We start from the raw sequence: 24950 nt of genomic DNA on the forward strand, positions 1-24950 counted from the left end.
GACGGTCCTGTGACGTCAGGAAGCACTGAGGCCGAGGCCTCGTGAAAGTGGCCCTCCACGCGTGTGCGTGGAGGGCCACTTCGCGTGTACGGAGTGGTGCGCGTACGCGCGGCGGGCGTCAGCGGAAGCGGCGCACTCCGGAGGGGGTCACCACCGCGTGGACGGGGCGGTCGTGCGCCTCCCCCGGCACCCGCTCGACGACCTCCGTGTCGTACAGGAGCACCACCAGCGCGGGATCGGCTCCCGCGCGCTCCAGACGGGCCAGTACGCGGTCGTACGAGCCCCCGCCGCGCCCCAGGCGCATGCCGCGCGCGTCGACGGCGAGACCGGGCAGCAGGACGGCGTCGGCGTCCTGGACGGCCTCCGGGCCCAGCCGCGCGCCCGCCGGCTCCAAGAGGGCCATCTTTCCGCCGTGTTGGACGCGTACGAGGGAGCCCGCCCCGGCGTACGCGCCCCAGTCCAGGTCGTTGTCCGCCATCAGGACCGGCAGCAGTACGCGCACCCCGCGCGCGAGGAGCGCGTCCAGGAGCGCGAGGGTGCCGGGCTCGCTCCCGACGGAGACGTACGCCGCCACCGTGCGCGCGTGCGCCAGTTCGGGCAGCTCCAGGGCGCGTGCGGCGAGAGCCGCGGCCGTTTTCCGCACGTCATCGGCCGTCAACCCGTTTCTCACCGTGAGGAATCCTCGCCGCAACATTCGCTTGTCAGGCTCTGGTTCACGTCCCAGGTCGCTCACAGGATGCTCCCGTACTCTTCCTAATGCGCTCATATGAGAGCGAATTAACCGGAGCCACATGTTCCACACATAGCCACCGGATATGGTTGCGGGCATGACTGAGTCGCACCCCAGGATCAGCAAGGCTGTCATCCCCGCAGCAGGTCTCGGCACCCGGTTCCTGCCGGCTACCAAAGCCACTCCCAAGGAGATGCTGCCGGTCGTCGACAAGCCGGCGATCCAGTACGTGGTCGAAGAGGCCGTGTCGGCGGGTCTTGACGACGTCCTGATGATCACGGGCCGCAACAAGCGCCCCCTCGAGGACCACTTCGACCGCAACTACGAGCTCGAATCGGCCCTTCAGAAGAAGGGCGACGCCGACCGGCTCGCCAAGGTCCAGGAATCCAGCGACCTCGCCACCATGCACTACGTGCGTCAGGGCGACCCCAGGGGCCTCGGGCACGCCATCCTGTGCGCGGCTCCGCACGTCGGCCACGAGCCCTTCGCGGTGCTCCTCGGCGACGACCTGATCGACCCGCGCGACCCCCTGCTCGCGCGCATGATCGAGGTTCAGGAGCAGTACGGCGGCAGCGTCATCGCGCTCATGGAGGTCGCGCCCGAGCAGATCCACCTCTACGGGTGCGCCGCCGTCGAGCCCACCGGCGAGGGCGACCTAGTCAAGGTGACGGACCTGGTCGAGAAGCCGGACGCCGCGGACGCGCCCAGCAACTACGCGATCATCGGGCGCTACGTCCTCGACCCGCACATTTTCGACATACTGCGCAAGACCGAGCCGGGCCGCGGCGGTGAGATCCAGATCACCGATGCCCTCCAGCAGCTCGCCAGCGACGAGAAGGTCGGCGGCCCCGTGCACGGTGTCGTCTTCAAGGGCCGCCGCTATGACACCGGGGACCGTGGCGACTATCTGCGTGCCATTGTCAGACTCGCGTGCGAACGTGAAGACCTGGGCCCGGACTTCCGGGCCTGGCTTCGCAGTTACGTAGCCGAGGAGATGTAGGGACTTTGAGCAGCGCCGCGACCCGCGCCACCGGCCAGGATCACCTCTGGTCGGTGGACGATCACCTGGAGGACATCCTCGCGACCGTCCGCCCCCTCGAACCCATCGAGCTGCAACTCCTCGACGCCCAGGGCTGCGTCCTGGTCGAGGACGTCACGGTGCCGGTCTCGCTGCCGCCGTTCGACAACAGCTCGATGGACGGGTACGCGGTCCGGGTCGCCGATGTCGCGGGCGCGAGCGAGGAGTACCCGGCCGTCCTGACGGTCGTCGGCGATGTGGCGGCCGGCCAGGCCGAGCAGCCCTACGTGGGCCCCGGCCAGGCCGCCCGCATCATGACCGGTGCCCCGCTGCCGCCCGGCGCCGAGGCCGTCGTGCCCGTGGAGTGGACCGACGGCGGCCTGGGCGAGGGCCCGGTCTCCGGGATGCGCGCCCGCAGCGCCGCCCCCGAGGGTGCCTCCGGCCAGGTACAGGTCCACCGCCCGGCGCAGGCACGCGCGCACGTGCGCGCGAAGGGCAGCGATGTGGAGGCCGGCGACCGCGCCCTCGAAGCCGGCACGATCCTCGGCCCGCCGCAGATCGGGCTGCTCGCCGCGATCGGCCGCGGCACCGTACGGGTGCGCCCGCGCCCGCGCGTGGTCGTCATGTCCACCGGCAGCGAACTCGTTCAGCCCGACGAGGAGTTGGGCACCGGCCAGATCTACGACTCCAACAGTTTCGCCCTCTGCGCGGCCGCCCGCGACGCCGGGGCCATCGCCTACCGCGTGGGCGCGGTCGCCGACGACGCCGAGACGCTCCGCTCCACCATCGAGGACCAGCTCATCCGCGCGGACATGCTGGTCACGACAGGTGGCGTGAGCGTCGGCGCGTACGACGTCGTCAAGGAGGCGCTGTCCTCCGTGGGTGACGAGGACGAGGCGGGCAGCGGCATCGAGTTCCGCAAGCTCGCCATGCAGCCCGGCAAGCCCCAGGGCTTCGGCACCATCGGCCCCGACCACACCCCGCTGCTCGCGCTCCCGGGCAACCCCGTGTCGTCGTACGTCTCCTTCGAGCTGTTCGTGCGCCCCGCGATCCGCGCCCTGATGGGCCTGAAGGACGTCCACCGGCCCACGACCAGGGCGAGGCTGAGCGCGGACAAGGCGCTGACCTCGCCCGCGGGCCGTCGGCAGTTCCTGCGGGGGACGTACGCGGACGGCGAGGTGACGCCCGTCGGCGGCGCCGGATCCCACCTGGTCGCGGCCCTCGCGCACGCCGACGCGCTGATCGTCGTCCCCGAGGACGACACGTCGGTCGAGCCCGGCGCGGAGGTCGCGGTGGTCCTGCTCGGCTGAGCGGCCGGGCCGGAAGGAGCCTGCTCAGCTGGACGCCCCGAGTTGGCGGTACCGTGTCGCGCACAACAGGCCCACGCGCCGCAACGCGACGGGCCCTGACCGGGAGCGGCCACGCACATGAGCACGCAGGACCGACTGACGCACATCGACGAAGCGGGCGCCGCCCGCATGGTCGACGTATCCGGGAAGGACGTGACCGCGCGCACCGCCCGCGCCAGCGGCCGCGTCCTGGTCTCACCTCGTGTGGTCGAGCTGCTGCGCGGCGAGGGGGTCCCCAAGGGAGACGCCCTCGCCACCGCGCGCATCGCGGGCATCATGGGAGCCAAGCGCACGCCGGACCTGATCCCGCTGTGCCACCCGTTGTCGGTGTCGGGTGTCAAGATTGATCTGTCGGTCGCGGACGACGCCGTCGAGATCCTCGCCACCGTGAAGACGACTGACCGTACGGGCGTCGAGATGGAAGCCCTCACCGCGGTCAGCGTGGCGGCCCTCACCGTGATCGACATGGTCAAGGCGGTCGACAAGGGGGCGGTCATCACGGACGTACGGGTGGAAGAGAAGACAGGCGGGAAGTCGGGCGACTGGAGCCGGGCATGACGGCATCGTCTTATCGCGCCCTGGTGGTCACGGCCTCCAACCGGGCCGCCGCGGGTGTCTACGAGGACAAGGGCGGACCCTTGATCGCCGAGGGGCTGGCGAAGTTCGGCTTCGCGGTCGACGGGCCCCAGGTCGTCCGCGACGGCGACCCGGTGGAAGCCGCCCTGCGCGCGGGCGCCGACGCCGGATACGACGTCATCGTGACCACCGGCGGCACCGGGATCTCGCCCACCGACCGGACGCCGGAGGCGACGCGGCGGGTGCTCGACCACGAGGTGCCGGGCATTCCCGAGGCCATCAGGGCGTTCGGAAGAGAGAAGGTGCCGACGGCGGCGCTGTCCCGGGGGCTCGCCGGAGTCGCGGGACGGACGCTGATCGTCAACCTGCCGGGCTCCACCGGCGGGGTGAAGGACGGCCTGGCCGTTCTGGAGCCCCTCCTGATCCACGCCGTCGACCAGATCCGCGGCGGCGACCACCCCAGACCCAGCGGCAGTGGGGGTGCGTGCTGAACAGCCCATCCTGGCCCGTCGAGCTGGTGGACGGCGATGTGGTCCTCCGGCCCATAAAGCTGCGCGATCAGCGGGCCTGGCGCGAGGTGAACCGGCGCAACCGGGACTGGCTGCGGCCGTGGGAGGCGACCATCCCACCGCCCACGCCCAGCGGCCCGATCGCGCACCGGCCCACCTACCGCCAGATGGTCCGGCATCTGCGTGCCGAGGCCAACGCGGGCCGGATGCTGCCCTTCGTGATCGAGTACCAGGGGCGGCTCGTCGGGCAGCTGACGGTCGCCGGCATCACCTGGGGATCGATGTGCTCCGGGCACATCGGTTACTGGGTGGACCAGTCGGTCGCGGGCCGCGGAGTGATGCCGACAGCCGTGGCGCTGGTGACCGACCACTGCTTCCGCGCCGTCGGACTGCACCGCATCGAAGTCTGTATTCGCCCCGAGAACGGGCCCAGCCGCAGGGTCGTGGAGAAACTCGGATTCCGCGAGGAAGGGCTTCGGCCACGCTATCTCCACATCGACGGGGCCTGGCGCGACCATCTCGTCTTCGCGCTCACCGCCGAAGAGGTGCCCGAAGGGCTGCTCGGACGCTGGCGCCGGGCGCGCTCGTCGCAGACGCGCTCGGAGCAGGTGGGATCGGAGCAAGCCGGCTCGCAGAACTCGAGCAAGCCCGGCAACGCCGGTAAATGAAATAGGTGTTCGAAATTGATCGGTCGGCGATCGCCTCGGGGCATTAAATTCGCGGTCCCGACGGCCTGCTGATCGCATCGGTCACAAAAAAAGCTCGAAATATCAGCCAGATCGTGCGACACACCGACGCAATTGGCAGATGGCCTCACGCAAACCCCTCTACCGTGTGAGGCGTGAGCAGCAGCGGCCTCATCTACGCAGTCATCGTCGGGGCCTGGGCCGCCTACTTGGTGCCGATGTGGCTCCGTAGGCAGGACGAGCTGAACGAAGCCCGTCCGACGGAACGCTTCAGCACCGCCATCCGGCTGCTGTCCGGACGGGCGGGTATGGAGCGTCGATACGCCAAGGACCTGCGGGCGCGCTCCGCCGACGAGGGGGAGTCCAGCGCCGACCCGGACGGCGTCACCGATTCGGTGGACGTCCGGGCCTTCGCCATGCCCCCGACCCGGCCCCAGGCACAGGCCCAGCACCGGCCGCAAGTGCAGGAGCGGGTTCAGCCGCCGTCCCCGGCACAGCCGGAGCCGGCGCCCCAGGCGGCCGTCAGACAGGGGGGCGCGCACGAGGCCCCGGGCGCCGCCAGGCCCGTACCGCAGCAGTCGGCCAAGCCTGCGCCGAAGCCGTCGGCCAAGTCCGCGTCCCAAGCGCCCTCCAACTCCGCGTCCCGGCAGGTGCCGGGCGCGCGGCGTGGTTCTTCGGCGGAGGCCGCAGCGCGCGCCCGGCGCTCGAAGGTGCTCGCGCGCCGGCGGCGTACGACGGTGATGATCTTCCTCGCCTTCACGCTCGGCGCGATCGTGGCGGCCGTGGGCGGGCTCGCGTTCCTGTGGGCCCCCGGCGTGCCCGCCGTGATGCTGAGCGCGTACATCGTGTACCTGCGCGCCCAGGAGAAGCGGCGCTTCACCTACACCATGGACCGGCGCCGTGCCGAGGCCGCCGCGCAGCGGCTGCGTGAGCGGCAGCCGCGCCGGCGCCCGACCCTCGACCCCGGGACCGACGAGCCGGACGAGGGACCAGAGCCGGAGACCGACCCCGGCCTCTCCGCGCTCGCGGCCGACCGCCGCGCGCTCGTCGAGCAGACCGACCACGCGGAGTGGGTCGACCAGCAGCGCGAGCGCCAGCGCGGACCCGGCCGGGGCGACAGCTGGGATCCGGTGCCGGTTCCGCTGCCGACGTACGTGACCGCGCCGGTCGCGCCCCGGGCCACGCCCAGCGTCGACCTGGGGGCGCCCGACACATGGAGCTCCGCGCGGTCCAGCGCCGTGGAGCCGAGTGCACCGGAGGCGGACGTGGTCGCCGAGGAGCAGCCCGACGGCGCGGAAACCGCCGACGACGGTCGCAGTGACGCGCGTCGCGCCGCGTCCGCCCGGCGCGCCCGCGAGCGCGGCCGCACGCCGCTCTTCGACCAGTACGAGGACGGGGGACGGCCGCGCGCGGCCAACGAGTGACGGGTGGGACGACGGAGGCCCGGGAGCCCCTGGCTGACCAGCCAGGAACGGATTTCCGAGCACCTCGATGAGGATGCTAGAGTTTCTCTCGTTGCAAGGGCCTGTGGCGCAGTCCGGTAGCGCACCTCGTTCGCATCGAGGGGGCCAGGGGTTCGAATCCCCTCAGGTCCACGCAGCAGCTGTTCTTGAGTTAGCTCGGGGACAGTTGACGAGATCCCGTCCGATCTTTTGATCGGGCGGGATCTTTGGTTTTCCCGGGCTTGTCAGCGGACGGCCATCTCCACCGGCAAGTTGGGCCCCTTGCGCCCGTTGCCCGCCAAAGACCGGCGGATACGCGTCACTTCGATCGTGGAGCGGTGCCTCGGAAGGCATGCACTGCACTAGGGTCCTCGCCGCGCCGAGCACGAGGGAGACGATGAAGACCGGGGCAGAGGTAACGACGATCCGTACGGCGCCACTCAGGGTCGCGGCCTTCCGGCGATTCGTGCTGGCGAATCTGATCTCGGCAACCGGATCCGCCATGGCGCCCCTGGCACTGGCCTACTCCGTGATCGAGCAGGGCGGGGGAACGGGGGCCCTCGGCCTGGTGCTCGCCACGAACACCGTCCCCACGATCGTCTTCCTCCTCGCGGGCGGGGTCCTCGCGGACCGTCTGTCCCGCAGCCGGATCCTGTTCCTCGGCAACCTGTTGGCAGCCGCCGCGCAGGGCGTACTGGCCGCGATCGTGGCCACCGGCCACGCGACGACAGCCGCCATTGCCGTCTGCGGTTTCGCCTCGGGAACCGCCGTGGCCTTCACCGTGCCCGCCGCCCAGGGTGCCGTCGCCCAGATCGTTCCCACGGAGCAGCTGCAACAGGCCAATGCCCTGCTCAGGCTCCCGAGCAACGCCATCAGGGTGCTGGGCCCCGTGATCGGCGGACTCGTCGTGGCAGCCGGCGGCCCGTCCTGGGCGCTGGCCTGGGACGCGCTCACCTTCGCCGCCGCGGCCCTCCTGCTGCTCGGCCTGCGCCTGGACGCTCCCTTCACCGCCGGCAGCGCGCTGGGCGATCTGCGGGCGGGGTGGACCGGCTTCTGGTCACGCACCTGGCTGTGGACCTACACGGCCGCCGGAACCGTTCTCGTCGCCGCCTGGCTGGCGGGCTTCCAGCTCCTTGGGCCGGTCGTGGCCGCCGAACGGTACGGCGGCGCGCGTGACTGGGGACTGGTTCAGGCGGCCTTCGCTGCCGGGCTGCTGGCCGGGACACTGGTGTGTCTGCGCTGGAGGCCGTACCGGCTGCTGACCGTGGCGGTCGTAGCCAGTTCGGCGCTGCTCCTTCCCCTGGCCGCGTTGGGATGGGGCCTGCCACTGCCCGGCGTGCTCCTGGCCGCCCTGCTCGCGGGCGTCGGGCTCGACGTTGCGATCGTCGCGTGGACCACCGCCTTCCAGCAGCACGTGCCCCAAGTCGAGATGGGGCGCATGAGCGCGTTCAACAGCGTCGGAGAGCGCCTCGCGATCCCCCTCGGCTACCTCATCACCGCTCTCGCGGCCCACGCCTGGGACAACCGGACCGTGCTCATGGCGTGCGCGGGACTCATCGCCGCCGCTGCCGTCCTCAACCTCTGCGTCCCGGACGTCTACCGCGTCAACCGCCTCACGGGAAATGATCAGGCCGGCATCGGGAAGCGAGCGCCTACGGTGGAAGCCGAGGAGGGGGGACCGTGAGCAGGAGACGTTACGTGGCCAGAGGGGTGCCGGGTGGGTACCGGATCTGGGACAACACGGGGCGCCGTTGGTGGGGCGATCTCTATGAGCTCTGTCCTGACGAGTTGCTGACCGAGCTCAACGGGGCGGCGCGCAGCGAGAGGATCACGGCTCTCCTCAAGCGCTACCGGGCACAGAAGCGGTAGTTGCCGCCCGCTGCTCGTACCTGCCGCCCGTCCCCGCGCTGCTACGGCGCGATGGGGCTGCTACCGACCCGCTGGAGCGGCTTGGCGTAACAGAGGCTCAGTTCGTGGAAGCGGTAGTGGCCGAACTTGCGGCAGGGCTCGTAGCCGCTCGATGCGTAGAGGGCGACCGCCTCGGGCTGCTTGGAGCCGGTCTCCAGGACCATGCGGGTGCGGCCGGCCGTGCGGGCGTCGGTCTCCAGGGCTGCGAGCATGCGCCGGGCGAGGCCGAGACCGCGGGCCTCGGGGATCACGTACATGCGCTTGAGCTCGGCGTCGCCGTCCGAGTACCCCTCGTCGTTCTCATCCTGGGTGCGCCAGCCGCCCGTGGCCACGGGGCGGTCCCGCTCGTCGTACGCGATGAGGTAGAGGCCGAGCGGTGGGGCGAACATCGACGCGTCGAGGTGCGTGGCGTCGCCCTCGTCCTCGTAGCGCTCGGCGTATTCGGCCTGCACCTGGTCGTTGAGCTTGACGGCGTCGGGGTGGTCGAACGGGACCGGGTGGATATTCATGCAGTTAACCGTACATCTATGCGTTGGGTCGGTGGTAGTGATCGAGTTCTGATCGGCGGTACCGATTAAGTATCGTGCCCGAGTGCTGACTGTGACCTCTGTGAATGTGAACGGGCTCCGGGCCGCCGCGAAGAAGGGCTTCGTGGAGTGGCTCGCGGGGACCTCCGCGGACGTGCTGTGCCTCCAGGAGGTGCGGGCCGAGCCCGGGCAGCTCCCTGAGGATGTGCGGGCGCCCGAGGGGTGGCATGTCGTGCACGCTCCCGCTGCCGCCAAGGGGCGCGCGGGGGTCTCGCTGTACACCCGGCGTGAGCCGGATCGCGTGCGGGTCGGGTTCGGGTCGGAGGAGTTCGACTCCAGTGGGCGCTACGTAGAGGCCGATCTGCCCGGTGTCACCGTCGCCAGTCTCTACCTGCCCTCCGGTGAGGTCGGGACCGAGCGGCAGGACGAGAAGGTTCGGTTCATGGGGGAGTTCCTCGCCCACCTGAAGGGGCTGCGCGAGCGGGCCGCCGCCGACGGGCGTGAGGTCGTTGTGTGTGGTGACTGGAACATTGCCCATCAAGAGGCCGACCTGAAGAACTGGCGCGGCAACAAGAAGAACTCCGGCTTCCTGCCCGAGGAGCGGGCGTGGATGGGCCAGGTCTTCGACGAAAGCGACGGCGGCTACGTCGATGTCGTGCGCACCCTGCACCCGGACGCCGAAGGGCCGTATTCGTGGTGGTCGTACCGCGGGCGGGCCTTCGACAACGACACCGGCTGGCGCATCGACTACCAGGTCGCCACGCCGGGGCTCGCGGGCAAGGCGGTCAAGGGGTTCGTGGAGCGCGCGGCGACGCACGGGGAGCGCTGGTCGGACCATGCGCCGGTGACTGTCGTCTACGACCTGTGAATCCGTCGATCTCGTTGATCCCGTAGCCGTCGGCCTTCGGCCGGTGATCCCGGTGATTCTGTCGTTGTCGGTCTGGGGCGGCCTATGACGTGCGATCCCGGTGATCCCGTAGGTGTCGGTCCAGCGCCATCGACACTTCCGCCTCCACCACGCTCTTCGCGAGCGGGCGCAGGCGCTGGAGGTCCTCGGTCGTGCGGTCCTCGGTGAGGACGAGGGTGGTGAAGAGTTCGGCGAGCGCGTCGGCGTGATCGCGTACGCGCCGGGCGGTCGTCAGGACGTCCGCGAGCGGGATGCCCTCGCGGACCAGGGCGGCCGAGACGTCGAGCAGGCGCCGGCTGATGTGGACGATCTCGCCGCCGTCGGTGGCGAGGTAGCCGAGATCGAGGGCGGCGGCGAGGTTCTCCGGGGTCGCCTGGCCCGCGAAGACGTCGGCGAGTTCCTCGGGGGAGATGCGGACGGGGGTCTCCTCGGTGGGTTCGCCCAGGCCGAGCAGTTCGCCCACGTCGCGGCCGTGGTCGAAGGCCTCGGCGAGCTCGGCGATGCCGCTGAGGGTGTGGCCGCGTTCCAGGAGCGCGGAGATCGTGCGCAGGCGCGTCAGGTGTGTGTCGTCGTACCAGGCGATACGGCCCTCGCGCCGGGGTGGCGGGATGAGTTTGCGCTCCCGGTAGAAGCGCAGGGTGCGCACGGTGATGCCGGCCTCCTCGGCCAGCTCCTCCATCCGGTACTCGCGCTTGCCGGGCTCCGGCGCGCTGCCGTGCTCGCGCGCCCCCGCGCTCTGGTCGCGCGCCCCGCTCGCCCGCCCCCGCGCCTTCGCGCCCCGCTTTCCTGATCCCTCGGCCACGTGCGCACCCTACGTCGTACCCCCGGTAACTTTCCCGGTCGCGACCCCTACCCATCAGTACGCGGCTGCTCTACTCTCCCCATTGCGCCAGTGTTCACTGGCAGTGTCGTGCGGCTAGGGAGGCGTCGGGATGACCGAGCACGAGCATGTACGAGTGGCGGTGATCGGGTCCGGCTTCGGCGGTCTGGGGGCCGCCGTGCGGCTGCGCCGTGAAGGGGTCACCGACTTCGTCGTCCTGGAGCGGGCCGGCAGCGTGGGCGGCACCTGGCGGGACAACAGCTACCCCGGGTGCGCCTGCGACGTACCGTCCCACTTGTACTCGTTCTCGTTCGCTCCCAATCCCGACTGGCCGCGCACCTTCTCCGGGCAGGAGCACATCCGCGCGTACCTGGAGCACGTCGCGGACGTCTTCCGGTTGCGGTCGCACCTGCGCTTCGACTCCGAGGTCAAGATGATGACCTGGGACGCGGAGAAGCTGCGCTGGGGCATCGAGACCAGTAGCGGGTTCCTCACGGCGGATGTGGTCGTCTCCGCCACCGGGCCGCTGTCCGACCCCAAGATCCCGGACATCCCGGGGATCGACACCTTCCCCGGCAAGGTCTTCCACTCGGCGCGCTGGGATCACGACTACGACCTGCGCGGAAAGCGCGTCGCGATGATCGGCACGGGGGCCTCGGCCATCCAGATCGTGCCGTCGATCCAGCCGGACGTCGACAGGCTGACCCTCTTCCAGCGCACTCCGCCGTGGGTGATGCCGCGCGTCGACCGGGCCATCAGCGGGGCCGAGCGGTGGCTGCACCGGCAGCTGCCGTTCACCACGCAGGCGCGGCGCGGACTTCTGTGGGGCGTCCGGGAGTTGCAGGTCCAGGCGTTCACCAAGCGGCCCAACGAGCTCGGCATGGTCGAACGGCTGGCCAAGCGGAACATGGCGCGCGCCGTCAAGGACCCGGCGCTGAGGGCCAAGCTCACGCCGGACTACCGGATCGGCTGCAAGCGGATCCTGCTGTCCAACACGTACTACCCGGCGCTCACCCGGCCGAATGTCGACGTGGTGGCCTCCGGGCTCGCCGAGATCGACGGTTCCACCCTCGTCGCCGCCGACGGCAGCACCGCCGAGGTCGACGCGATCGTCTTCGGTACGGGCTTCCATGTCACCGACATGCCGATCGCGGAGCGGGTCGTCGGGGCGGAGGGCAAGACGCTCGCCGAGGCGTGGCGGACCGGCATGAAGTCGCTGCGCGGCGCCACCGCGGCCGGCTTCCCCAACTGGATGACGATCATCGGGCCCAACACCGGCCTCGGGAACTCGTCGATGATCCTGATGATCGAGTCCCAGCTGAACTACATGGCCGACTTCGTACGGCAGTTGGAGGTGCTCGGGGGGCGTGCGGCCCTCGACGCGCGCCCCGGCGCCGTGGACGCCTGGAACCACAAGGTGCAGGAGCGCATGAAGCGCACGGTGTGGAACACCGGCGGCTGCGACAGCTGGTACCTCGACGCCAACGGCGTGAACACCACCGTCTGGCCGGGCACGACGAGCGAGTTCCGCACGGCCACACGGCGTGTGGACCTCGGGGAGTACGAGGTGTTGCGCGCGCCGGAGCCCGCAACCGAGGCCGTAGCCGAGCCCGTAACCGAGTCCGAGTCCGAGTCCGAGTCCGCGTCCTCGTCGCGGACGAAGAACACGCGTAAGAAGAAGGCGGAGGCCGGGGCATGAGCCGACTGATGCATGTGGCGCACGGGGCGTACGCGCCGCCCGCGCCGACGCGCGAGCTGACCGCGGTCTCCGCAGACGGCGCGCGTCTGCACGTCGAGGTGCACGGGCCCGAGAACGCGCCCCCCGTCGTCCTCGCGCACGGCTGGACCTGCTCGACCGCCTTCTGGGCGGCGCAGATACGGGACCTGGCCGCCGACCACCGGGTCATCGCGTACGACCAGCGTGGGCACGGGCGCAGCCCCGCGAGCGCCACGTGCAGTACGGAGGCGCTCGCCGACGACCTGGAGGCGGTGCTCGCCGCGACGCTCGCGCCGGGTGAGAAGGCTGTGCTCGTGGGGCACTCCATGGGTGGGATGACGCTCATGGCGGCTTCGACGAGGGCGCGTTTCCGGGAGCACGCGGCGGCCGCGCTGCTGTGCAGCACGGGGAGCTCGCGGTTGGTCGCGGAGGCGCGCGTGGTGCCGTTGCGCGCCGGGCGGCTGCGGACCCGTGTCACCAAGTCCGTGCTCGGATCGCGCGCCCCGCTCGGGCCGGTCACACCGGTCGCCCGGCGGATCCTCAAGTACGCGACCATGGGCCCCGGTTCGTCGCCCGGGATGGTGGAGGCGTGCGCGCGGATCGTGCACGCCTGTCCGCGCAAGGTGCGCCACGCCTGGTCGGTCGTCCTGGAGATGCTCGATCTCGATCACGGTGTACGGGAGTTGAAGGTGCCGACGGCGGTCGTCGTGGGGACGGCGGACCGGTTGACGCCCGTCGTGCACGCGCGCGCCCTCGTGGCGGCGCTGCCGCACTGTGTCGGCGTCACCGAGCTGCCGGGGCTCGGGCACATGACGCCGGTGGAGGCGCCCGAGCTCGTGACCTCCCGCATACGCGAACTCGTCACCACGTACACGCACGCCGCCGGGACGGAAGAAGCCGCAGCGGCCGCACAAGCCGTAGAGATCAAGGAGGGCGCATGAGCAGGGTGAGCCTGGAAGGGCAGGTCGCGGTTGTCACGGGGGCGGCGCGCGGTGTCGGCGAGCTCCTTGCGCGCAAGCTGTCCGCGCGGGGCGCGAAGGTAGCGCTCGTCGGACTGGAGGCGGACGCGCTCAAGCAGGTCTCGGAGCGGCTGCACAGCGACAGCGACCACTGGTACGCCGATGTCACCGACCATGAGGCGATGGCGCGGGTCGCCGAGGAGGTCAAGCAGCGGTTCGGGAAGGTCGACATCGTCGTCGCGAACGCCGGGGTCGCCAGCGGTGGGCCGTTCGTCGACTCCGACCCCGTCGCCTGGCGGCGGGTGATCGAGGTGAATCTGATCGGGTCGGCGGTGACGGCGCGGGCGTTTCTGCCGGCGCTGATGGAGAGCCGGGGCTACTTGCTCCAGATCGCGTCGCTGGCCGCGATCACTCCCGCTCCCATGATGACGGCGTACTGCGCGTCCAAGTCGGGTGTGGAGGCGTACGCGCACAGTCTGCGCGCCGAGGTCGGCTACAAGGGCGTGCGCGTCGGGGTCGGGTATCTGTCGTGGACCGACACGGACATGGTGCGGGGCGCCGACCAGGACGAGGTGATGCGCGAGTTGAGGGCGCGGCTGCCGTGGCCGTCCAACAAGACGTATCCGCTGGGGCCGGCCGTCGACCGGATCGTGGCGGGCATCGAGCGGCGGTCGAGTCATGTGTACGCGCAGTGGTGGCTGCGGGGGATGCAGGGCGTCCGCGGCTATCTGCCCGGGGTCATCGGGGCGGTCGGGCAGCGGGAGATGCGACGGTTCGAGCCGCGGCTGGCGAGTGTGCGTACTGGGTTGGTCGGGGCCGGTGGGGCGGCCGATGAGCAGGAGCGGCAAGGGTCTTCGCAGTGAGTGATCCGTTGTCGCTCACTGTGAGTCACTGATCGAAATGCGTGCTCTGTCCCTGCGTGTAAGTCTGGTCGAGCCCCGATCCCCCTCACCCACAACGGGAGTGAAATCTCATGGGCATGCAGGACCAGTTCAAGGACAAGGCCGAGCAGCTGAAGCAGCAGGCCAAGAAGAAGAAGATGGGCGACCCCAAGGGCGGGAGCGAGCGCACCCCCCAGGGCGAGCGCACCCCGCAGGGCGAGCGCACCCCGCAGGGCCAGCGCACCCCGCAGGGCGAGCGCACCCCGCAGGGGCGTGACCGTGCCATGCAGGACACGGAGCGCACTCAGCGTGAGGCGCAGGAACGCTTCGACCAGGACTACGACGTCTGATCGTTGCACTTGGCTTGCGCCGGAGTGGGGCGCCCTCTTTCAAGAGGGCGCCCCACTTCTTGCTGTTACCGCTCTTTTCCGGTCTTTCCGGATCGGCTAACCCGCCGTCCTCGGTGGCAGTTTCGGTCTCGTCCTGTCCGGGACGTACGAGTAGTCCGGAGGAGACGCGGCCGGCTGGTTGCTCAGCAGGTCCAGAGCCAGCTGGATCGCGTCGTCGAGCTGGGCGTGGCGGCCCTCCGCCCAGTCCAGGGGGGTGCGGAGGATCTCCAAGTCCGGGGAGACGCCGCGGTTTTCGACGGTCCAGCCGTACGCGTCGAACCAGGCCGCGTTCATGGGGACCGTGATCACCGTGCCGTCGCCGAGGCGGTGGCGGCCGGTCATGCCGACGACGCCGCCCCAGGTGCGCTGGCCGACGACCGGGCCGAGTTTCAGGAGCTTGAAGGCGGCCGTGATCATGTCGCCGTCCGACGACGTCGCCTCGTCCGCGAGGGCGACCACCGGACCGCGCGGCGCGTTCGACGCGTACGACACCGGCTGGGCGTTGCGCGTCAGGTCCCAGCCCAGGATCTTGCGGGTCAGCTTCTCGACGACGAGCTCGCTGATGTGGCCGCCCGCGTTGCCGCGCACGTCGACGATCAGGGCGGGGCGCGAGACCTCCATGCGCAGGTCGCGGTTGAACTGCGCCCAGCCCGAGCCGCCCATGTCCGGGATGTGCAGATAGCCGCAGTGGCCGCCGCTCAACCTCCGTACGACTTCGCGGCGTTTGGCCACCCAGTCCTGGTACCTCAGTGGCCGTTCGTCGATCAGCGGGACCACCGCCACCCGCCTCGACCGGCCCTCGCCCTCCGCCGGGGTGAACGTCAGCTCCACCGTCGTACCGCCCGCGCCCGCCAGCAACGGGTACGGGCCGGTGACCGGGTGCACCGGACGCCCGTCGACGTGGGTGAGCACCGCGCCCTCGCGGATCCCCGTACCGGCCAGGGGGGAGCGGGCCTTGGAGTCGGACGAGTCGCCGGGAAGGATCCGCTTGAGCATCCAACTGCCGTCACGGCGTACCAGGTTGGCGCCCAGCAGGCCCTGCCAGCGCTGATAGTGGGCCGGTCCCTCGTTGCGGCGGGCCGGGGTGACGTACGCGTGCGATGTGCCCAGTTCGCCCAGCACCTCGCGCAGCAGGTCCGCGAACTCGTCCGGCGAGGCGACCCGTTCGACCAGCGGCCGGTACTGCTCAAGGACCGCGTCCCAGTCGATGCCGCACATGTGGGGTTCCCAGTAGTAGGCGCGGATGATGCGGCCGGCCTCCGCGTACGCCTGGCGCCATTCGGCGGGCGGGTCCACCTCGTGGATGATGCGGCGCAGGTCGATCCAGACGGTCGAGTCGCTGTCGCCGGACTCGGTGGAGGGGACGGCGCGCAGGTCGCCCTCGTCCACGACCACCAGCCGGGATCCGTCGCCGCTGATCGCGAACCAGTCCAGATGCGCGACGAGTTCGGACTTCTTCGCCTTGGTGATGTTGAAGAACTCCAGCGTCGGCCGCCCGGTCGTGTCGTCGGGGTTGGCGAAGGTCTCGCCCAGCGCGCCCGAGATCGGCCAGCGCAGCCAGACCAGGCCGCCGCCCGCGACCGGGTGGAGCGCCGAGTACTTGGAGGCGGTGACCGGGAAGGGCGTCACCCGGCTCTCCAGGCCTTCGAGTTCGACGGTCGCCGCGCTGCCGTCGCCCGCCTCGTCCTCGTCCTCGACCGGGTCCAGACCGCCGGCGACCGGACGCCCGTCCGGGTTCAGCGCGAAGGGGGAGGGGGTCGCGGAGGACAGCGGCACCAGGTACGGGCGGCAGCCCAGCGGGAAGGACAGGTCCCCGGTGTGCACGTCGTACACCGGGTCGAAGCCGCGCCAGGACAGGAAGGCCAGATACCGGCCGTCCCGCGTGAACACCGGGTTCTCGTCCTCGAAGCGCCCGTTGGTGACGTCGACGATCAGGCGGTCCTTTATACGCGCCATCTTGATCTGCCTGAGCGACCGCCCGATGCCCGGATGCGACCACGTCAGCCACGCCCCGTCCGGCGAGAACGCGAGATCACGCACCGGTCCGTTGATGGACCGAATGAGCTCCGTGACCTCCCCTCCCCCAGACTCCGTCCGGGAGGTGTCCCCAGACTCCTCCGCCGTGTCGAGGAGGAGCAGCCGCCCGTCGTTCGAGGCGATCGCGAGGCGCTCGCCCTGCGGGTCCGACACCAGTTCCTGTACGCGGCCGAGCTCGCCGGAGGCGAGGCGGCGCGGTGCGCGGTCGCCGGTCGCGCGCGGGAGGTAGGCGATCTCGACGGCGTCCTCGCCCTCCGCGTCCGTGACGTAGGCGACCTGACCGCCCGAGCCGAGCATCTCGGGGAGCCGGACGCGTACGCCCGGGGTGTCCGCGATGGTGCGCGCGGGCCCGTCCCGGTGCGTGAGCCAGTACAGACTGCCGCGTACGACGACGGCGCTGGCCCGGCCCGTCTCGTCGACCGAGATCCCGTCGATGTGCTGGGTCGCCGGCACCTGGTACGTACGGCGTCCCGCGCGCGGCCCGCCGAGCCGCACGTCGAGACGGCGCGGGACCGACTCCGGGGACAGGCCGTCGACGATCCACAGGTCGCCCGCGCACTGGTAGACGACACGGGTGCCGTCCGACGAGGCATGGCGTGCGTAGAAGGCGTCGTGGTCGGTGTGGCGGCGCAGGTCGGAGCCGTCGTACGCGCACGAGTACAGATTCCCGATGCCCTCGTGGTCGGAGAGGAAGGCGATCCGGCCGCCGACGAACATGGGGGAGTCGAGGTGGCCTTCGAGGTCGGGGACCAGCTGCTGCCCGTGCAGCCAGAGCCGGCCCATGGCCCCGCCCCGGTACCGCTTCCAGGCGGCCGGTTCGTGTGGCGGGGTGCCGGTGAGCAGCAGGGTCTTGCGCTCGCCGTCGATGTCGGCGGTCGCGATGTGCGAGACCGGGCCCCAGGGCATCTTGCCGCCGGGGTCGCCGTCGGTGGTGACCTTGTAGGCCCAGGTGAAGTACGAGAAGGGCTGGCCGTGCGAGGCGACGGCGAGGATGTCGCCGTCGGGGGACCAGCCGCAGACCTGGGTGTCCGCGCTGCCCCAGTAGGTGAGCCGCTTGCCGGGGCCGCCGTCCACCGGCGCCACATGGATCTCCGGCACGAAGCTGCGCCAGCTCGTGTACGCGATGTGGCGGCCGTCGGGTGAGAAGCGCGGGTGGCCGACCTTGGTGCGGTCCACGGTGACCCGCCAGGCGCGGCCCGGCCCGTCCAGGGGGGCCACCCACAGATCGTCCTCAGCCGCGAAGCAGAGCAGGTCGCCGCTGAGGTGCGGGAAGCGCAGGTATCCGGGCACGGCACTGCCGGTGGCCGCCTTGCCGCCGGCGGCTCGGGCCGTGGTTGCCTGGCCTGCCGCCTCCCGGTCCGCACTCGCCTCCCGGTCCGCACTCGCCTCCCGGTCCGTGCTCGCCCCCCGGTCCGTCGTCTCCCGATCCTCCGTCGTCCTCTCTGTGGTCGTCCGGTCCGTGCCCGTCCGACCCGCCGTCGCCCTGTCCGTGGTCGCCCGGTCCGTCGTCGGCTTGCCCTTGGTCGCCTTCTCGTACTCGTCGCTCACCTCCTCATGCTTTTCCGCTCAGCGCCCCCCGGCAACTTGTGAATCGCCGCCGACGGCAGCCTGTGAAGCCACCGGCAGCTTGTGAAAACGTTCGCGTGACCCAAGACACGTACGAAACGGTTTCGTTTCGCTTCTTCTCGGGGTATCTTCAGAGTCGTACGAAGCCGTGTCGTCCGGAGCAGAAGAAGGTGAGTGGGATGGCTGAAGCCGCAACGGTGCGTCGCAGTCGGATCACGCCCGAGCGCGAGGCCGAGCTGTACGCGGCCGTGCTCGACCTGCTCCGGGAAGTCGGCTACGACGCCCTGACGATGGACGCCGTCGCCGCCCGCACCAAGTCCAGCAAGGCCACCCTCTACCGCCAGTGGGGCGGCAAGGCCGAGCTCGTCGTCAAGGCGCTGCGGCACCAGAAGCCCTCCGTCGGCGGCGCGGACACCGGGTCCCTGCGGGGCGACTTCCACGCGAGCGTACGGCGTGAGGACGACTGCCACATGGAACAGAACTCCGCGCTGATGCGGGGTCTGGCCACGGCCATGCACGGGAACCCCGACCTGCTGCTCGCCTTCCGGGAGTTGATCATCGAGCCGGAGCAGGAGGAGTTGCGCGCGATGCTGCAGCGCGCCGTCGACCGGGGTGAGATCCGTGCCGACAACCCTGCCAGGGAGTACGTGCTGCACATGCTGGTCGGCGCCTTCGCGGTCCGCAGCATCATCGACCAACAGCCGCCGACCCAGGCCTTCCTCACCTCGTACATCGACGCCGTGATCCTCCCCGCTCTCGGCGCCTGAACCCTCAACTCCTCAAACTCCTCAGCGCATCCCTGTAACCGCACCTGACGCGACCGCTCACGTCGTCGGGCTGATCACCTCTGCCCCCACTCGGGTGATCACACCAGCCCCTGCCATCCACACGACCTGACCGGGAGTTCGCCCTCGTGGCCACGTTCCTCTACAAACTCGGCCGACTCGCCTTCAGGCGACGGCACTTCGTCGCCCTGATCTGGGTGGCACTGCTGACGCTCGCGGGTGTCGGCGCCGCCTCCGCGCCCACCGCGGGCTCGTCCTCCTTCTCGATACCCGGCACCGAGGCCCAGAAGGCCTTCGACCTGCTGGAACAGCGCTTCCCCGGCATGAGTGCCGACGGAGCGACCGCGCGCGTCGTCTTCAAGGCGCCCAGCGGCGAGAAGATGGCGGACAAGGCCAACAAGGCCGCCGTCGAGAAGACCGTCAAGGCGCTCGGCGACGGCTCCGAAGTCACCTCCGTCACCGACCCGTTCAAGGCGAACGCCGTCAGCAAGGACGGCTCGGTCGCCTATGCCTCGGTGAAGTACAAGGTCTCCGGGATGGAGTTGCAGGACTCCTCGAAGGACGCCCTGAAGGAGGCCGCGCAGGACGCGCGGGCATCCGGGCTGACCGTCGAGGTGGGCGGTGACGCGCTCACGGCGACGCCCGAGACCGGATCCTCCGAGGTCATCGGTATCGCGATCGCCGCGGTCGTCCTCGTCATCACCTTCGGTTCGCTGATCGCGGCCGGGCTGCCGCTGCTGACCGCGCTGATCGGCGTGGGCATCGGCGTCTCCACCATCACCGCTCTGGCCAACGCGCTCGACCTCGGCACCACCACCTCCACGCTCGCGATGATGATCGGCCTCGCGGTCGGCATCGACTACGCGCTGTTCATCGTCTCCCGCTACCGCGCCGAACTGGCCGAGGGCCGCGAACGCGAGGAAGCGGCCGGACGGGCCGTCGGCACGGCGGGCTCCGCGGTGGTCTTCGCCGGTCTGACCGTCGTGATCGCGCTGGTCGGCCTCTCGGTCGTCAACATCCCGATGCTGACGAAGATGGGTGTCGCGGCGGCGGGCACGGTCGCCATCGCCGTACTCATCGCGCTCACGATGATCCCGGCCCTGCTCGGATACGCGGGCCGCAAGGTCCAGCCCGCCGGCCAGAAGAGCAAGCTGCTCGGCGGCGGCCGCGCCGCCAAGAACGCCGGCAAGCCCAACATGGGCACCCGCTGGGCCAGCTTCGTGGTCCGCCGTCCGCTCGCCGTCCTGCTGCTCGGCGTGGTGGGCCTGGGCGCGGCCGCGCTCCCGGCGAGCTCGCTCGAACTGGGCCTGCCCGACGACGGTTCGCAGCCGGTGTCGACCACGCAGCGCCGCGCGTACGACCTGCTGTCGGACGGCTTCGGGCCCGGCTTCAACGGCCCGCTGATGGTCGTCGTCGACGCCAAGGCCAGCGACGACCCGAAGGGCGCCGCCACCGAGGTGTCCGACAAGATCAAGGACCTCAAGGGCGTCGTGACGGTCACCCCGGCGGCGTTCAACAAGGACGGCGACACCGCGACGATCACGGTCATCCCGAAGTCCAAGCCGTCCTCCGTCAAGACCGAGGACCTGGTCCACGGCATCCGTGACGCGGGCGGCGACATCAAGGCGGACACCGACGCCACCGTGCTGGTCACCGGCACCACGGCGATGAACATCGACTTCTCGCAGAAGCTCAACGACGCGCTGGTCCCGTATCTCGCGCTGGTGGTCGGCCTGGCCTTCCTGCTCCTGATCGTGGTCTTCCGCTCGATCCTGGTCCCGCTGAAGGCGGCCCTCGGCTTCCTGCTCTCGGTGATGGCCGCGCTCGGCGCCGTCGTCGCGGTCTTCCAGTGGGGCTGGCTGTCCGGCCTGTTCGGCGTCGAGGAGACCGGTCCGATCATGTCGATGATGCCGATCTTCATGGTGGGTGTCGTCTTCGGTCTCGCCATGGACTACGAGGTCTTCCTCGTGACCCGGATGCGCGAGGCATACGTCCACGGCGAGAAGCCCAGCCAGGCGATCGTCACCGGCTTCAAGCACGGCGCGCGGGTCGTCACGGCGGCGGCCGTCATCATGATCGCGGTGTTCTCCGGCTTCATCGGCTCCAGCGAGTCGATGATCAAGATGATCGGCTTCGGCCTCGCGATCGCCGTCTTCTTCGACGCGTTCCTCGTGCGCATGGCGATCGTCCCGGCCGTCCTGGCGCTGCTCGGCAAGAAGGCCTGGTGGCTGCCGAAGTGGCTGGACCGCGCCCTGCCGAACGTGGACGTCGAGGGTGAGGGCCTGCGCGCGCTGGACGCGCGGCGCAAGGACGAGGACGACGACCGGGAGCTGGCCCGGGTCTAGGTCCTCGGCCCAGGGCTGATCCGAAGGACAAGCCCTGGTTCAGGCCCTGGTTCACACCGAGTTCAGTGAGCCACCGGGGTGGCGGCCGTGTACGTACGACGCAGGAAGCGCATCAGGGCTTTCGAGTCGACCTGCACGACCGCCACCCCTTGTGCCGAGTGGAACTCCATGACCGCCTGCACCCGGCCGCACGGCCAGACGCGCACGTCGCCGTTGCTGACCGGGACCCGCAGCCCCTGCTCCAGCAGTTCGCGGGCGAAGACCCACTCATGGGGGCCGGGCAGCGTGATGTGCACCTGACGTGGATCGGTCTCGGGGTCGTAGCGAAGGGCGACGGGGACGGCTCGGCGCTCGTCGTCCGGGGAGTCGGCGGTGTCGGTGACGATATGGGCACGTGCGTACTGTTCGACGGCGTACATGAACCGACTCCTTACGCTGCGTTACCTGTGGGGAAGCTGTGTATCCGTCACCTTTCCAATGTCGCACATTTCATGGAAACCGCTCTCGGACGGCGTCGGCAGCCCGAATGCCTCCAGAGTGCAGTTCATGAGCGCATCGCTCTTGCAAGTCATTCGCAACAAGGCACTATCATCGAACGGTGCATGTGCCTGACGGATTCATCAACGCCCCGGTCTCCGCGGTCACCGGAGCGGTCGCCGCCGGTGCCATCGCCGTGAGCCTGCGCGGCGCCCGCCGCGAACTCGACGAGAAGACCGCGCCGCTCGCCGGCCTGGTCGCCGCCTTCATCTTCGCCGTACAGATGCTCAACTTCCCGGTCGCCGCCGGGACCAGCGGCCATCTGCTCGGCGGCGCCCTGGCGGCGATACTCGTCGGCCCCTACACAGGCGTCCTCTGCGTCTCGGTCGTCCTGCTGATGCAGGGCATCCTCTTCGCGGACGGCGGCCTCACCGCGCTCGGCGTCAACATCACCGACATGGCGATCGTCACCACGGTCGTCTCCTACGCCCTCTTCCGCGGCCTGGTGAAGGTACTGCCCCGCAAACGGCGCTCCATCACCGTCGCCGCCTTCGTCTCCGCGCTGCTGTCGGTCCCGGCCGCCGCCGTCGCCTTCACCCTCATCTACGCGATCGGCGGCACCACCGACGTCGCGATCTCCAAGGTCGCCACGGCCATGATCGGCGTGCACGTCCTCATCGGCATCGGCGAGGCCGCGATCACCGCGCTCACGGTCGGCGCCGTCATCGCCGTACGACCGGATCTCGTGTACGGCGCACGCGGCCTCCGGCAGCGGCTCAAGCTGCGCGTGAACGGGGAACTCGTCGACGCCCCCACGACCGCCGTCCCCGTCGCCGCCCGCTCCTCGCACCGCAAGGTGTGGATCACCGGCCTCGTCACCTCCCTCGTCCTCGCCGGGTTCGTCAGCTTCTACGCCTCCGCCAGCCCCGACGGCCTGGAGAAGGTCGCCAAGGACAAGGGCATCGACCAGAAGGCCGAGAAGCACGCCACGGAGGACTCCCCGCTCGCCGGATACGGCGTCAGGGACATCTCCGACGCCCGGATCTCCGGCGGTCTCGCGGGCGTGATCGGCGTCGGCGTCACGATCGTCGCGGGCACCGGCGTGTTCTGGGCGATCCGCAGGCGCCGTACGGCCGACACCTCGCCCGTCTCCCTCCCCGAGGGCGTCTGACGTGGGCGCCGGTCACGCGCACAAGCTGTACCGGCACGGGCACTCGCCCGTGCACGCCCTGCCGCCGCACACCAAACTCGCCGCGGCCTTCGCCTTCGTGGTCGTGGTCGTCTCCACCCCGCGCGAGGCGATGTGGGCGTTCGCCCTGTACGCCGCGCTGCTCGCGACGGTGGCGCACAAGGCCCGCGTACCGGCGGGTTTCCTCTTGAAGAGGCTGCTCATCGAGATCCCGTTCGTCGCCTTCGCGGTACTGATGCCGTTCGTGGCGGAGGGCGAACGGGTGGACGTGCTCGGCATGTCGCTCAGCGTGAACGGCCTGTGGGGCGCGTGGAACGTGCTCGCCAAGGGGACACTGGGCGTCGCCGCGTCCGTCCTGCTGGCCTCGACGACCGAACTGCGTGAACTGCTCCTCGGCCTCCAGCGGTTGAAGCTCCCGCCGCTCCTCGTGCAGATCGCCTCCTTCATGATCCGGTACGGCGATGTCATCACGGACGAGATGCGGCGGATGCGGATCGCGCGGGAGTCGCGCGGGTTCGAGGCCAGGGGCGTACGGCACTGGGGGGTGCTCGCGAAGTCGGCGGGCGCGCTGTTCATCCGCTCCTACGAACGCGGGGAGCGCGTGCATCTCGCCATGGTGAGCCGGGGGTACGCCGGCTCGATGCCGGTCATCGACGAGGTGACCGCGTCCCGGGCGCAGTGGTCGTACGCCCTCGCCCTCCCGTTCGCCGCCCTTGTCGTATGTCTGCTGGGATGGACGCTGTGACTGCTTCTCTGGAGGTCTCCGGCCTCGCCTTCGCCTACCCCGACGGGCACCAGGCCCTCTTCGGCGTCGACTTCCGTGTCGCGCGCGGCGAACGCGTCGCGCTGCTCGGCCCGAACGGCGCCGGCAAGACCACCCTCGTCCTGCACCTCAACGGCATCCTGAGCGGCGGCACCGGAACCGTCACGGTGGCCGGACTCCCGGTCGGCAAGCGGCACATGGCGGAGATCCGGCGCAAGGTCGGCATCGTCTTCCAGGACCCCGACGACCAGCTGTTCATGCCGACCGTGCGCGAGGACGTCGCCTTCGGCCCGGCCGCGGCGGGGATGAAGGGCGCCGAGCTGGAGGAACGCGTCCGGACCGCCCTGGAACAGGTCGGCATGGAGGCCTTCGCCGACCGGCCCCCGCACCATCTGTCCTTCGGGCAGCGGCGCCGGGTGGCGGTCGCGACGGTCCTGGCGATGGAGCCGGAAATCCTGGTCCTCGACGAACCCTCGTCCAACCTCGACCCCGCCTCGCGGCGCGAACTCGCCGACATCCTGCGGTCCTTGGACGTCACCGTCCTCATGGTCACGCACGACCTGCCGTACGCCCTCGAACTGTGCCCCCGGTCGCTCGTCCTGAGCGACGGCGTGATCGCGGCCGACGGCAGGACCGGCGAACTCCTCTCCGACGACGCCCTCATGCGCACCCACCGTCTGGAGCTCCCCTTCGGCTTCGACCCGCGCTCCGTGACAATGGGCGCGTGACAGAACAAGAGGACGTCGGGCCGAACGGGTCGCTGCTGCTCGACGACCAGCTGTGCTTCGCGCTGTACGCCGCCCAGCGCGCCGTGACGGCCGCGTACCGCCCGCTGCTGGAGGAACTCGGTCTCACCTACCCGCAGTACCTCGTCCTGCTGGTCCTCTGGGAGCGCGGCGAGACCACGGTCAAGGAACTGGCGACCGCGCTGCACCTCGACTACGGCACGGTGTCGCCGTTGCTCAAGCGGCTCGAGTCCGCGGGATTCGTGCGCCGTGAGCGCTCGGCGCACGACGAACGCTCCGTGCTCGTCGCGCTCACCGGGCGCGGCGAGCTGCTCAAGGAGCGCGCGGAGACCGTGCCGGAGGCGCTGCTGACGGCGACCGGGGTGAACGGCGCCGACGTCGCGCGCCTCCGGGAGGAACTGTGGCGCTTGGCGGAGTGTGCGGAGGGGGCGGCGGCGCGGGGGCGTTGAGGCGCGCCGGGCTTGCGCGGTGACCGCCGGGCGCGCTGCCGCCCCCGGGCCCCGCCCCGTCACGGGTTACCCACGGTTTCCACCCCCTGGTAATACAGACGTCCGTACCGGCGAGTACCTTGTGCACGATGTACTTGCACACTTCTGTGTTGCGTGCCGTTTTGTTCGCAGTCGC

General features: G+C 70.5%; 24 protein-coding genes and 1 tRNA gene. 20 read left to right on the plus strand and 5 right to left on the minus strand.

Annotated features, from left to right (window positions below; translation table 11 throughout):
* Positions 1 to 118 precede the first annotated feature (118 nt).
* Positions 119 to 694: a 5-formyltetrahydrofolate cyclo-ligase gene (locus tag OIC96_RS28120; RefSeq protein WP_330305172.1), complete on the minus strand. Its 576-nt coding sequence runs from the start codon at positions 692 to 694 to the stop codon at positions 119 to 121.
* Positions 695 to 827: 133 nt separating this feature from the next.
* Between OIC96_RS28120 and galU the strand changes: the two genes are divergently transcribed.
* From galU to OIC96_RS28165, 9 genes are all read left to right on the plus strand, one after another.
* Positions 828 to 1730 carry a UTP--glucose-1-phosphate uridylyltransferase GalU gene (gene galU, locus OIC96_RS28125; protein ID WP_330305171.1) on the plus strand — a complete coding sequence of 301 codons (903 nt, stop codon included), beginning with the start codon at positions 828 to 830 and terminating at the stop codon, positions 1728 to 1730.
* 5 nt (positions 1731 to 1735) lie between these two features.
* The gene (gene glp / locus OIC96_RS28130) at positions 1736 to 3058 is read left to right on the plus strand and encodes a molybdotransferase-like divisome protein Glp (protein WP_330305170.1); all 1323 of its coding nucleotides are present in this window, start codon (positions 1736 to 1738) and stop codon (positions 3056 to 3058) included.
* A 117-nt stretch (positions 3059 to 3175) separates the two neighbouring features.
* The gene (gene moaC, locus OIC96_RS28135; protein ID WP_327429384.1) at positions 3176 to 3655 is read left to right on the plus strand and encodes a cyclic pyranopterin monophosphate synthase MoaC; all 480 of its coding nucleotides are present in this window, start codon (positions 3176 to 3178) and stop codon (positions 3653 to 3655) included.
* On the plus strand, positions 3652 to 4164 hold the full coding sequence (locus OIC96_RS28140) for a MogA/MoaB family molybdenum cofactor biosynthesis protein (protein ID WP_330305169.1): 513 nt from the start codon (positions 3652 to 3654) through the stop codon (positions 4162 to 4164). The genes moaC and OIC96_RS28140 overlap by 4 nt, the downstream gene beginning before the upstream one ends.
* Positions 4161 to 4850 (plus strand): GNAT family N-acetyltransferase, encoded by a 690-nt coding sequence (locus OIC96_RS28145; protein ID WP_330310155.1) that lies wholly within the window; start codon positions 4161 to 4163, stop codon positions 4848 to 4850. The genes OIC96_RS28140 and OIC96_RS28145 overlap by 4 nt, the downstream gene beginning before the upstream one ends.
* Before the next feature lie 173 nt (positions 4851 to 5023).
* Positions 5024 to 6292 carry a divisome protein SepX/GlpR gene (gene sepX / locus OIC96_RS28150; protein WP_330305168.1) on the plus strand — a complete coding sequence of 423 codons (1269 nt, stop codon included), beginning with the start codon at positions 5024 to 5026 and terminating at the stop codon, positions 6290 to 6292.
* Between the two features lie 97 nt (positions 6293 to 6389).
* A tRNA-Ala gene (locus OIC96_RS28155) sits at positions 6390 to 6463 on the plus strand.
* A 244-nt stretch (positions 6464 to 6707) separates the two neighbouring features.
* Positions 6708 to 7994, plus strand: coding sequence for an MFS transporter (locus OIC96_RS28160; RefSeq protein WP_330305167.1), 1287 nt, complete (start codon positions 6708 to 6710; stop codon positions 7992 to 7994).
* Positions 7991 to 8179, plus strand: coding sequence for a hypothetical protein (locus OIC96_RS28165; RefSeq protein WP_330305166.1), 189 nt, complete (start codon positions 7991 to 7993; stop codon positions 8177 to 8179). Before OIC96_RS28160 ends, OIC96_RS28165 begins: the two co-directional genes overlap by 4 nt.
* Positions 8180 to 8220: 41 nt before the next feature.
* Here OIC96_RS28165 and OIC96_RS28170 read toward each other — a convergent pair whose 3' ends face one another.
* Positions 8221 to 8727, minus strand: coding sequence for a GNAT family N-acetyltransferase (locus OIC96_RS28170; protein ID WP_330305165.1), 507 nt, complete (start codon positions 8725 to 8727; stop codon positions 8221 to 8223).
* 82 nt (positions 8728 to 8809) lie between these two features.
* Between OIC96_RS28170 and OIC96_RS28175 the strand changes: the two genes are divergently transcribed.
* A complete protein-coding gene (locus OIC96_RS28175; RefSeq protein WP_330305164.1) occupies positions 8810 to 9613 on the plus strand; it encodes an exodeoxyribonuclease III in 804 nt (267 codons plus the stop codon).
* An 82-nt stretch (positions 9614 to 9695) separates the two neighbouring features.
* On the opposite strand, the gene OIC96_RS28180 is transcribed toward OIC96_RS28175, so the two are convergent.
* Complete coding sequence (locus OIC96_RS28180; RefSeq protein WP_330310154.1) at positions 9696 to 10331, minus strand: MerR family transcriptional regulator; 636 nt, start codon at positions 10329 to 10331, stop codon at positions 9696 to 9698.
* Positions 10332 to 10584: 253 nt separating this feature from the next.
* Between OIC96_RS28180 and OIC96_RS28185 the strand changes: the two genes are divergently transcribed.
* The 4 genes from OIC96_RS28185 (at position 10585) to OIC96_RS28200 (ending at position 14379) form a co-directional block, all read left to right on the plus strand.
* Positions 10585 to 12171 (plus strand): flavin-containing monooxygenase, encoded by a 1587-nt coding sequence (locus OIC96_RS28185; protein ID WP_330305163.1) that lies wholly within the window; start codon positions 10585 to 10587, stop codon positions 12169 to 12171.
* Complete coding sequence (locus OIC96_RS28190; RefSeq protein ID WP_330305162.1) at positions 12168 to 13130, plus strand: alpha/beta fold hydrolase; 963 nt, start codon at positions 12168 to 12170, stop codon at positions 13128 to 13130. The genes OIC96_RS28185 and OIC96_RS28190 overlap by 4 nt, the downstream gene beginning before the upstream one ends.
* The gene (locus OIC96_RS28195; RefSeq protein ID WP_330305161.1) at positions 13127 to 14011 is read left to right on the plus strand and encodes an SDR family oxidoreductase; all 885 of its coding nucleotides are present in this window, start codon (positions 13127 to 13129) and stop codon (positions 14009 to 14011) included. Before OIC96_RS28190 ends, OIC96_RS28195 begins: the two co-directional genes overlap by 4 nt.
* 110 nt (positions 14012 to 14121) lie before the next feature.
* Positions 14122 to 14379, plus strand: a complete 258-nt coding sequence (locus tag OIC96_RS28200; RefSeq protein ID WP_330305160.1) for a hypothetical protein — start codon at positions 14122 to 14124, stop codon at positions 14377 to 14379.
* Positions 14380 to 14475: 96 nt separating this feature from the next.
* On the opposite strand, the gene OIC96_RS28205 is transcribed toward OIC96_RS28200, so the two are convergent.
* Positions 14476 to 17745, minus strand: coding sequence for a S41 family peptidase (locus OIC96_RS28205; RefSeq protein ID WP_330310153.1), 3270 nt, complete (start codon positions 17743 to 17745; stop codon positions 14476 to 14478).
* A gap of 455 nt (positions 17746 to 18200) precedes the next feature.
* On the opposite strand from OIC96_RS28205, the gene OIC96_RS28210 reads away from it, so the two are divergent.
* Both OIC96_RS28210 and OIC96_RS28215 read left to right on the plus strand, forming a co-directional pair.
* Positions 18201 to 18788: a TetR/AcrR family transcriptional regulator gene (locus OIC96_RS28210; RefSeq protein WP_330305159.1), complete on the plus strand. Its 588-nt coding sequence runs from the start codon at positions 18201 to 18203 to the stop codon at positions 18786 to 18788.
* 146 nt (positions 18789 to 18934) lie between these two features.
* The gene (locus tag OIC96_RS28215) at positions 18935 to 21151 is read left to right on the plus strand and encodes an MMPL family transporter (RefSeq protein ID WP_330305158.1); all 2217 of its coding nucleotides are present in this window, start codon (positions 18935 to 18937) and stop codon (positions 21149 to 21151) included.
* 62 nt (positions 21152 to 21213) lie between these two features.
* Here the strand turns inward: OIC96_RS28215 and OIC96_RS28220 are convergent, their stop codons facing one another.
* Complete coding sequence (locus OIC96_RS28220; RefSeq protein ID WP_330305157.1) at positions 21214 to 21570, minus strand: SsgA family sporulation/cell division regulator; 357 nt, start codon at positions 21568 to 21570, stop codon at positions 21214 to 21216.
* A 179-nt stretch (positions 21571 to 21749) separates the two neighbouring features.
* Here OIC96_RS28220 and OIC96_RS28225 point away from each other — a divergent pair, with 179 nt between their 5' ends.
* From OIC96_RS28225 to OIC96_RS28240, 4 genes are read left to right on the plus strand one after another with little or no spacing between them, the layout of a single operon-like run.
* Positions 21750 to 22799 (plus strand): energy-coupling factor ABC transporter permease, encoded by a 1050-nt coding sequence (locus OIC96_RS28225; RefSeq protein ID WP_330305156.1) that lies wholly within the window; start codon positions 21750 to 21752, stop codon positions 22797 to 22799.
* A gap of 1 nt (position 22800) precedes the next feature.
* Entirely contained in the window at positions 22801 to 23562 is a 762-nt protein-coding gene (gene cbiQ, locus OIC96_RS28230) for a cobalt ECF transporter T component CbiQ (protein WP_330305155.1), read from the plus strand.
* Positions 23550 to 24308 carry an energy-coupling factor ABC transporter ATP-binding protein gene (locus OIC96_RS28235; RefSeq protein ID WP_330305154.1) on the plus strand — a complete coding sequence of 253 codons (759 nt, stop codon included), beginning with the start codon at positions 23550 to 23552 and terminating at the stop codon, positions 24306 to 24308. Before cbiQ ends, OIC96_RS28235 begins: the two co-directional genes overlap by 13 nt.
* The gene (locus OIC96_RS28240; protein ID WP_330305153.1) at positions 24305 to 24775 is read left to right on the plus strand and encodes a MarR family winged helix-turn-helix transcriptional regulator; all 471 of its coding nucleotides are present in this window, start codon (positions 24305 to 24307) and stop codon (positions 24773 to 24775) included. The genes OIC96_RS28235 and OIC96_RS28240 overlap by 4 nt, the downstream gene beginning before the upstream one ends.
* The last annotated feature ends 175 nt before the right edge of the window (positions 24776 to 24950 follow it).

The organism is Streptomyces sp. NBC_00775 (genome assembly GCF_036347135.1).
Classification (GTDB): domain Bacteria; phylum Actinomycetota; class Actinomycetes; order Streptomycetales; family Streptomycetaceae; genus Streptomyces; species Streptomyces lutosisoli.

Coding starts and splice junctions, on each gene's coding strand:
- OIC96_RS28195 (WP_330305161.1), top strand. CDS start 13,127: ATGAGCAGGGTGAGCCTGGAAGGGCAGGTCGCGGTTGTCACGGGGGCG.
- OIC96_RS28235 (WP_330305154.1), top strand. CDS start 23,550: ATGGACGCTGTGACTGCTTCTCTGGAGGTCTCCGGCCTCGCCTTCGCC.
- OIC96_RS28180 (WP_330310154.1), bottom strand. CDS start 10,331: ATGGAGGAGCTGGCCGAGGAGGCCGGCATCACCGTGCGCACCCTGCGC.
- galU (WP_330305171.1), top strand. CDS start 828: ATGACTGAGTCGCACCCCAGGATCAGCAAGGCTGTCATCCCCGCAGCA.
- OIC96_RS28210 (WP_330305159.1), top strand. CDS start 18,201: ATGGCTGAAGCCGCAACGGTGCGTCGCAGTCGGATCACGCCCGAGCGC.
- OIC96_RS28170 (WP_330305165.1), bottom strand. CDS start 8,727: ATGAATATCCACCCGGTCCCGTTCGACCACCCCGACGCCGTCAAGCTC.
- OIC96_RS28185 (WP_330305163.1), top strand. CDS start 10,585: ATGACCGAGCACGAGCATGTACGAGTGGCGGTGATCGGGTCCGGCTTC.
- OIC96_RS28220 (WP_330305157.1), bottom strand. CDS start 21,570: ATGTACGCCGTCGAACAGTACGCACGTGCCCATATCGTCACCGACACC.
- OIC96_RS28140 (WP_330305169.1), top strand. CDS start 3,652: ATGACGGCATCGTCTTATCGCGCCCTGGTGGTCACGGCCTCCAACCGG.
- OIC96_RS28160 (WP_330305167.1), top strand. CDS start 6,708: ATGAAGACCGGGGCAGAGGTAACGACGATCCGTACGGCGCCACTCAGG.
- moaC (WP_327429384.1), top strand. CDS start 3,176: ATGAGCACGCAGGACCGACTGACGCACATCGACGAAGCGGGCGCCGCC.
- OIC96_RS28120 (WP_330305172.1), bottom strand. CDS start 694: ATGTTGCGGCGAGGATTCCTCACGGTGAGAAACGGGTTGACGGCCGAT.
- OIC96_RS28190 (WP_330305162.1), top strand. CDS start 12,168: ATGAGCCGACTGATGCATGTGGCGCACGGGGCGTACGCGCCGCCCGCG.
- OIC96_RS28200 (WP_330305160.1), top strand. CDS start 14,122: ATGGGCATGCAGGACCAGTTCAAGGACAAGGCCGAGCAGCTGAAGCAG.